This is a genomic window from Candidatus Phytoplasma pruni (genome assembly GCF_013391955.1).
GTDB lineage: Bacteria > Bacillota_I > Bacilli_A > Acholeplasmatales > Acholeplasmataceae > Phytoplasma.
Genome location: NZ_JABUOH010000061.1, coordinates 1 through 8,765, shown reverse-complemented (window position 1 = coordinate 8,765; position 8,765 = coordinate 1). Strand labels below are relative to the sequence as shown.

The 8,765-nt window shown below is 27.2% G+C and carries 8 protein-coding genes; 7 read left to right on the top strand and 1 reads right to left on the bottom strand.

The genetic code is table 11. The features are described 5' to 3' along the window. The first annotated feature begins 73 nt into the window (after positions 1 to 73). From HR065_RS02840 to HR065_RS02815, 6 genes are all read left to right on the top strand, one after another. Positions 74 to 1,417: an exodeoxyribonuclease VII large subunit gene (locus HR065_RS02840; protein ID WP_178734390.1), complete on the top strand. Its 1,344-nt coding sequence runs from the start codon at positions 74 to 76 to the stop codon at positions 1,415 to 1,417. A gap of 1,204 nt (positions 1,418 to 2,621) precedes the next feature. Further along, a complete protein-coding gene (locus HR065_RS02835; protein ID WP_178734389.1) occupies positions 2,622 to 3,671 on the top strand; it encodes a metal ABC transporter solute-binding protein, Zn/Mn family in 1,050 nt (349 codons plus the stop codon). After that, positions 3,668 to 4,429 carry a metal ABC transporter ATP-binding protein gene (locus HR065_RS02830; RefSeq protein ID WP_178734388.1) on the top strand — a complete coding sequence of 254 codons (762 nt, stop codon included), beginning with the start codon at positions 3,668 to 3,670 and terminating at the stop codon, positions 4,427 to 4,429. The genes HR065_RS02835 and HR065_RS02830 overlap by 4 nt, the downstream gene beginning before the upstream one ends. After that, a complete protein-coding gene (locus HR065_RS02825; protein ID WP_178734387.1) occupies positions 4,426 to 5,529 on the top strand; it encodes a metal ABC transporter permease in 1,104 nt (367 codons plus the stop codon). Before HR065_RS02830 ends, HR065_RS02825 begins: the two co-directional genes overlap by 4 nt. Beyond that, on the top strand, positions 5,522 to 6,610 hold the full coding sequence (locus HR065_RS02820; RefSeq protein WP_178734386.1) for a metal ABC transporter permease: 1,089 nt from the start codon (positions 5,522 to 5,524) through the stop codon (positions 6,608 to 6,610). The genes HR065_RS02825 and HR065_RS02820 overlap by 8 nt, the downstream gene beginning before the upstream one ends. 238 nt (positions 6,611 to 6,848) lie before the next feature. Further along, the gene (locus tag HR065_RS02815) at positions 6,849 to 7,265 is read left to right on the top strand and encodes an Hsp20/alpha crystallin family protein (RefSeq protein WP_178734385.1); all 417 of its coding nucleotides are present in this window, start codon (positions 6,849 to 6,851) and stop codon (positions 7,263 to 7,265) included. Positions 7,266 to 7,375: 110 nt separating this feature from the next. Here HR065_RS02815 and HR065_RS02810 read toward each other — a convergent pair whose 3' ends face one another. Then, positions 7,376 to 7,858 carry a hypothetical protein gene (locus HR065_RS02810; RefSeq protein ID WP_178734384.1) on the bottom strand — a complete coding sequence of 161 codons (483 nt, stop codon included), beginning with the start codon at positions 7,856 to 7,858 and terminating at the stop codon, positions 7,376 to 7,378. A 712-nt stretch (positions 7,859 to 8,570) separates the two neighbouring features. Between HR065_RS02810 and HR065_RS02805 the strand changes: the two genes are divergently transcribed. Then, on the top strand, positions 8,571 to 8,765 hold a 195-nt coding region (locus HR065_RS02805; protein WP_178734383.1), incomplete at its 3' end, for a DUF2963 domain-containing protein.

Here is an 8,765-nt window from a genome sequence, read left to right as displayed (position 1 = left end):
TATATATTTTTTATAATATATCAATTATACATCATTTTCAATTCATTTAAGAAAGCAATGGTAAAACTTATCCATGAATACATTTATATCAGTACAAACTTTTTTAGAAAGTACGAAAAAAAATAAATATATTGATTATTCCCCTTTAATTAAGGGCGTTTTTCGTTTTCAAATCGAAAAAGTTGATGATGATTTGAAAAAATATAATTTGTTTATAGAGGATGAAAAAACTAAAAATAAAATCATTTTAAAAACAAAACTAAAACCAAATATAAAGGATTTAGACAATAAAAGCGTCATTATCGCAGGCGAATTAATAAATAATCAGGAAATTCCTGTATTGGAAATTGATGATATTTTTTTAGAAAAAAAATTTTCAAAGAATAATTTGCAAAAACAAATATCCCCCAACATCCTTAAAGTGGCTAAAAAAGTAGCAGTTGTAACTTCTAAAAAAGGAAAAGTTTGGGGCGATATCAAAAATCAATTTAATGCAGATGAATGGTTTTCGCAAAATGTAAAATTTGAATTACATCATACATCAACTCAGGGAGATAATGCTGTTTACGAAATTTGCGAAATGATCGAAAAAATTAATACAAATAAACTAGCTGATATCATTTTGTTAGCGCGAGGCGGCGGAGATTCAAAATTGAGAAATGCTGTATTTAATGATAAAGATTTAATCGAATACATATCAAAAACGATGATACCTATTATTGCTGGTATCGGTCACAATGACGATATTACTTTCACTGATTTAATGGTTCATGAAAGTTGTTCTACTCCGACAGCCGCAGCAGTCAAAATTATTAATTCAGTAAAACCTGAAAAAAAAGTTAATAATGACTTAGACTTCCAAAAAAAGTTAGACCAATTAGACAAAATAATAGACAAAATTGACAAAAAAAAGATAATAGAAAAAGAATTGGAAACAAATAATCCAAATATCAATAACAATGTTATTGATGAAAATAAAAAAAGACATTCGCAAGAGTTGTTAAATAAAAAAACTGTTTCTTCCGATGACATTTTAAAACTAATATTGAATATAAAAGATTCCAAGTTTTATATTGGATTTTGCAATAAATCTAATTTAAAAGTTTATGAAGAAGTTTTAAAATTGTTGGAAAAACAGGAAGAAGAAAGAAATTTCTTATTTTCAAAAGACAACATTCCGTTGAATCCTTATTTGATAGTTAAACTGATAAACGATTATAATTTTCAAATTTATTTGTTAAACAAAGAGGATATTGAAAGCAACATAAATACAGAAAAAGAAATCATATATATTAACGAAACGCATTTATCAGAAAAAATTGATTTTTATTTTATAGACGAGTTCAAAACTAATTATAATTTTTACCAGAAAACACTTTTTATAAATAAAAATGACGTTATAAATGATCTTAGTTGAAAAGATAATTCGGAAGATCGGAAAGACGATATTGGATTCCCTTTTTAATCAGGATTAATAAAAAAAGACGCCTAAATTAATTATGTAATTGCAAAGCTAAATTGTTTATTTGACAAACAATTTAGCTTTTTTTGTTGTTAAAAGTTAATTTTTGAAAAATCGAAAGTCAAATCATTTACAATTACAAATTTAGATCTTTTCTTTTTGTTATCAATCGTATATAAAACAAGTATTCAAACTCTTGCAAAACAGAAAATTAATTTATAACAATTAGATATTTATTTGTCCGTATTGATATAAATTTTTAGAACGAAAAAAGTATATAACTAAAATAGCATATAAAAATGTATTGAATCATGCCCAAAAAGAATTAATCGCTTAATGGGTTTTTTTAATTTGTAAGCATTTTTGGAATTATTTCTCTTGGTGATTTATTTTTAAAAAAAATTAAACGAATAAGGCTCTTGGTGAGAGGTGAGAATTATTACCTAACCAAAAAAAATGTTGCTAAAGATCTCTTTTTTGTTGAAAAAAATGTTTTTAAAAACAAAAAAAGAGTATAATAAAAATGTAGTAATTTCAAAAACGTATAAATATTTAAAATAAATCTCATTATCAACCATATAATCCTTTTTTAGAGATAATTAACCATTCACATTCATTCAGTTCCAACAAATCGACTTTTTTCTAATCACATCATTAGATTGATTTATCGAAAAAAATCTATTAACACATCATAAACTGATTTATTAGCTATTAAAAAACTATTTAAAACAGAAAAAAGATCTTTTAAAATAAGTGTCTTTTCTAACCACAAATTAACAATCCATTTTATTGCGATATAGCCTAAAATATGGCAAAATACACCGCAAAATGATAAATTTAATTCCACTTTTATATCAATAATACTATCTTTTCTTATAAATAACTGCATTTGTGGTCTAAATTTTTATTTCCGCATCACTGATATATAAAAAAATAGAAAATATCCTTTTTTAATGTATAAAAGGGATAAATATAAATCGTATGATTTTTGCTTGTTTTAATGCGATAATTGTTTTTCTCTTTTGAAAATGTTTGAATATAGACAATACCATTGATATATAACATCATTATTCCCCACAATAGATCAAAAAGACTGTTAAATTTAAAATAATTCACATTTCCCGTATAAAACTTTTTTAAAATACTAAAAGGAAAAAAAATGAAAAAAATTCATGTATTCGTTATTTCAACAATTTTAATGGTTTTAGTTTTTTTGTCTTCTGTTTATTATAGACAACAACAAAATAAACAAAAAAACCACCAAAATAATAAAAAAACCATTGTGACAACCACTAATATGTTATACGATTTAACACAACATATTTTATATGATGAATTTGATAAAAACAACAATCCTAAAGAAACAGAAAAGAAAAAAATTATTGATAGTTTATTAGAATTAAAAAAACCTATGATGGGGGTAGGCGTTGATCCTCATAATTATAAACCTCTCCCTAACCATCGTTTGATTATTTTACAAAGTGATTTAATAGTGATAAATGGGCTCCATTTAGAAGCTAACATGGAAAAAGCTTTTCAATTATTCATTTCTAAAGAAAAACCGGATCAATTGTTGTTTAATGTCGGAGAAGCATTGAAAAAAAATCCAAAAAACACCATAATACAACATGATGGCGTAGATGACCCACATATATGGTTTAATTACAAGTTATGGATGGAAGCTGGAAAATTATTAAAAACAGAAATACAAAAATTAATTGAAAACGCCGAAGCGACAGACGACACAAAAACACAAGCTAAACAAATTTTAGAAACCAATTTCAAAGATTATAAAGACGAAGTAATGAAAAAAATAGGTCCAGCCATCATCGAATTACAAAAAAATATCCCCGAAAACAAACGATATTTAGTCACTTCTCATGATGCTTTTTCTTATTTTGGAGAAACAACTGGTTTAAACATAGAAGCTATCCAAGGCACTTCTACTCAAACAGAAGCTAGTATTGGCGATATTAGAAGAATAGCTCAAAATATTAAAGATAAACAAATAAAAGCTATTTTTACCGAAAGTTCAATGACAAACAACACATTACAAAGTTTAAAAGAAATGGTAGAAAAAGACGGTTATCAGATTAAAATGTGCGAAGGCGAAGAAGGTTTATTTTCCGACTCTTTAAACGCTAATTTAGATTATTTACTAACTTTTTTACATAATATCAAAATCATTACAAAGGAACTGAAGAAATGAATAAAAAAAGAGCTATTACTATTAAAGATTTAACGGTGGCTTACCATTTAAAACCGGTTTTATGGGATATTGATTTAGATATCTTCCCTGGTTCTATAATGGCTATTATCGGACCTAATGGAGCAGGCAAATCCACTTTATTAAAAGCTATTTTAAATTTAATTCCTAAAGTATCAGGAGAAATTTTATTTAATAACCAAAAATATCAACAAATTTATAAAAAAATAGCTTATGTTCCTCAAAGAAATACAGTGGATTGGAATTTCCCTATTAATGTTTTTGAAGTTGTTTTAATGGGTAGATACGGTTCTTTAGGTTGGTTTAAAAGACCGAAAAAAGAAGATAAACAAATCGCCTTAGAAGCTTTAAAAAAAGTAGAAATGCTAGATTTAAAAGATCGCCAAATTTCCGAACTTTCTGGCGGACAACAACAAAGAGTTTTTTTAGCCAGAGCTTTAGCTCAACAAGGAGATTTTTATTTAATGGATGAACCATTTCAAGGGGTTGATTCTAAAACAGAAAAAGCCATTATGTCGGTTTTAAAAGAGTTGAAAAACCAAGGAAAAACGGTAGTAGTGGTTCATCATGATTTAAATACGGTGCCACACTATTTTGATTACGTTACTTTATTAAATGTTAAAAAAATCAATAGTGGACCAGTTAAAGAAGTCTTTACTCCAGAAAACCTTAAAAAAACCTATCAATTTGATTTTTTTAAACAATTTTCCCATAATTCTCAAGAGGAGCCTGATAAATGATGGAACTTTGTCGTTTAATGAATGATATTAGTGATAAATTAATTGGGATCGCTTTTTTAGGTTTAGCTGCGGCTATTTTAGGTGTTTTTGTGGTTTTAAATAAAAAAGCTTTAGTAGGGGATGTTTTATCTCATGTTTCTCTACCAGGCATCGTATTAGCTTATTTTTTACATAGTTTAATTGTAGGACCTGATTCAGTTAAACAACCCGGTATATGGGTCTTAATCATAGGCGCTTTTATCATCTCTATGATAGCTTTAGCTTTAATAGAAATGATTAAAAAATATTCTCCCATCCAATATGACGCTATTTTGGCTTTAATTCTGTCAGCTTTTTTTGGTTTAGGACAAACGCTTTTATCCATTATACAACAAAAAAACGCCAATCCTTCTATCGCTCAATTAGAAAAATTAACCCTTGGACAAATAGCTTCTATGTCTAAAAACGACGTATATACGGTAGTTATAATCGCTCTTTTAGTTTTAACCATTATTTGTTTGTTTAAAAAAGAATTAAAAATATTTATTTTTGACCCTTCTTTTTCTCAAAGTGTCGGAGTTAATGCTAAAATAATGAAAAACATTATTAATGTTTTAACCATAACTGTTGTTATTATTGGTTTAAGGATTGCTGGAATTGTTTTAATGAGCGCTTTTATCATTGCTCCTGCAATATCCGCCCGACAATGGAGTGATAAATTAAAAATAAATATTTTTTTAGCCTCTCTTTTTTCCTTAATAGCTGGTTTTTTAGGCACTATTTTCAGCGTTATTGATATCGGTTGGCAACACGTTCCTACTGGTCCAATGATTACGATCTTTTTATCTTTCTTTGTTTTTGTTTCGTTATATTTTGCCCCTAAACATGGTATTTTAAAAACTCATTTACAAAGTAATCAATACCAAAAACAAATTAAAAAATATAAATTTTTGATTCATATTTATAACCAAAAAGATCAACAAATAGAACATGAAAATTATCCCCAAGAAGCTTTATTTTTGGAACAAAAATACCTCACTTATCATCATAAAAAAATTACTTTAACCGCAAAAGGACAACGATTAGTAGAAAAGTTAATGAAAGGGGAATTTCATGATTAATACTTTTTCCGCATTTAGCGATAATTTTGATTTTAATAGTTTTTTTATCGCAGTTTTGACAGCTATGGCTGCCTCTATTTTAGGTGTTTTTTTAATTTTAAAAAGAATGTCGATGGTAATTGATGCTATTAGTCACAGCGTTTTATTAGGTATTGTCTTAACTTTTTTAATAGTACGAGATCTTAATTCTCCTTATTTAATCATAGGAGCTACTTTAATAGGTGTTTTTACATCTTATTTAAGCGATATCCTCTCTCGACATAGTAAAGTTAACGAAGATGCCGCTATTGGAATTACTTTTGCTTTTTTATTCGCTTTAGCGGTCTTTATCATAACTGTTTATATTCGTGATGCTCACCTAGATATTGACGCTGTTTTTACTGGTAGCTTAGAATTCATAAATAGTAGTAAAATTAAAATTATTTTACCTGTTTTTTTACTGAATTTTTTCTTTTTCCTAGTCTTTTATAAAGAATTAAAATTATCTCTATTTGATAAAAATTTAGCCGTTTCTCTAGGTTTTTTACCTACTTTAATCAATTATATTTTAATCACTTTAGTCTCCACTACATCCGTTGCCGCCTTTGAAATTGCGGGTTCTATACTAATGATTTCCTTTTTTATCGCGCCTGCGGCTACCGCTTTATTAATTACTAAAAATTTATTTAGTAGTGTTTTATTTTCGATGTTTTTCGCTTTTCTAGGAGTTGTGGTTGGTTATAGTGCGGGTATTTGGTTAAATATGACCTTATCGGGCACTATCTCTTCAGCGATGTTATTAATTTTTTTATTAGTCTTTATTTTTGAAACCAAAAATGGAGTAATAACTAAATTAATCCAAAAGAATAAACAAAAAAAATATTTCGGAATGATTAACTTATTGATTCATATCCAAAACCACGAAAAAAAAGAAAATATTGTTCAAACCCAACAATCCTTAAAATGGTCTTCCGCTTTTTATCAAAAATGCTTAAAAAAATCATTTCAAGAAGGTTATGTTAAATTAGAAGACGAAGAATTACATTTAACTCATAAAGGGGAAGCGCTTTTAATCCAACAACAAGAAATATTAGGCATATAAGTAATATTGATTATTTTTAATATATCATCAAAGATATTTTTACACCATAAAAACGTTCTTTTTCAAAAAATAAATCTTTTTTAAAAAAAATAGCACTCACCTCTTGACAGTGCTAATTTTTTTTGATAAAATAAAAGTGAACTTAAAATAAAAGATAAAAAATGTTTTAAGTTTCTTCTGAAAGCTTTTTTTAATTTTTTCTTTATATAAAAAATAATAAAAAAGGAGTGATCAATTCATGTTATTTAATTTAATTAATCCAAATCAAGATTTATTTGAAAATTTTTTTGAAGATATCAACAAATTAAACCCTTTTGTGAAAACGAACAATATTATGAAAACCGATATTCAAGAACAAGATAAACAATATATTATCAATGTTGAATTACCGGGCTTTAAAAAAGAAGACGTCAAAGTTGCTTTAGAAAATGGTTACTTAACTATTGAAGCCAACAATTCTCATGAAAAAGAAGAAAAAGAACCTAATTTCATTAGAAAAGAAAGATTTAAAGGCGTTTTTAAACGTAGCTTCTATTTAGATAAAAATTTCGATTTAAAAGAAGTGGAAGGAACTTTACAAGAAGGCGTATTAAAACTAGTTATTCCTAAAAAAACTATTAAACAACCAGAAAAACAATATTTAGAATTAAAATGAGAAACAATCGATTAATTCATTTAGACCCTATGATTGATTTTATTGTGGGATATTGTCAAATAATGAATTATATATCATAAAAAAAACTAACTTTTTCAAGTTAGTTTTTTTTATTTAGTTAATTGAAGTGATTTTTCTTTTTTAGAAATACGTAATACAAATCTCACATTATAGACAATAACAAACATCATATAAACGATAAAGATCCATCGGTAAAATAAAATATATATATCCTTAGAACGTAAACCTTGGTTATACTCCATATTTTGTAACAATAAATCGTTAAAAAGAGAGGAAAAAGAATTTAAAAATTTCTCTGGTTTCTCAATGATCTTAAAAGACGCTAAAATGTTTAAAAGTTCATTAGTTAAAAAAACCATCATTAGGAAAACTAAGGGAGTAACGACTAAATTAATAAATAATACTTTAAGCCAATTTTGATATGTTGTTTTTTCGTTATTTTTTGTTTTGTCGTTATTTTCTACAGGCGCTGCTTTTTTAACAGGCGCTTTTCTTGTTTTTTTAACCTCTTCTTTTTTAACAGATGATGTTTTTTTCTCTTTTTCTGTTTCAACAGTTTTTTTAACAGCCATTTTTTTCTCCTTTTATCTTAAATCATCTTTTTTATATCAAAAGACATATCCATCAACATCATAAAATGAAAAATCATTAAAAAATAAAAATTAATGTTGATTATTGAAACAATTTTAAATAGAATTTATCCATAAATTTGTTTAAATATAGTATTATTATATTTGTATTTTTGATAAAGTCAATGTTTTTTTATAATTTTTTTATTTTTTGTTATTTGTTAAATAAAATTGAGTCCAAATAATCAAACCTAGCAAGCTTATCAATAATTTAACTGTCAAATATACTGATACTGGTGATATCAATAATACATCTACTACTGTTGAACGTATTATTGAAACATTCGACACTATTGATCCTTTTAAAGCGCGTGAAACATATTATTGCAGTCCTCCTTATGATTATGAAAAGGCAGCCCGTGAACAAGCTGAATGTCGCCAAGAAATAGCCAACTACCGCTCCGCCCTCCAAAAATGGCTCAGAGCATCTCCTATTAACGGCAACACTTTTTACACTGGCGACCACATCCGAAACAAATTAGGCAAATTTAACCGCACTCTTTATGATGTCAAAGGAATCACTCATTCTTACGTCTAAAACGAAGGAACGTTTTATGATGATTGGCAAATTAACGGTCAAAATTGCAGAAGAAATTATGAATATAATTTACACACCACTCCCCCTCCAACCCCTCCAAAAGGAGCAAGAATATCTTTGACGTGGAATCAATCCACCATAATTGAGGACTCAAATTTGCAAAATATCAGAACAAAATCTACCACCTACAATGAATATGGCTCTATCTATTGCATCGCCGCCTACAACCCTCAAACAGACAAACAAACCAAACGCACCTTCTACCACTCCTACTCCGGCTCCCTCAACTACATCGAAGACTACGACCTCCAA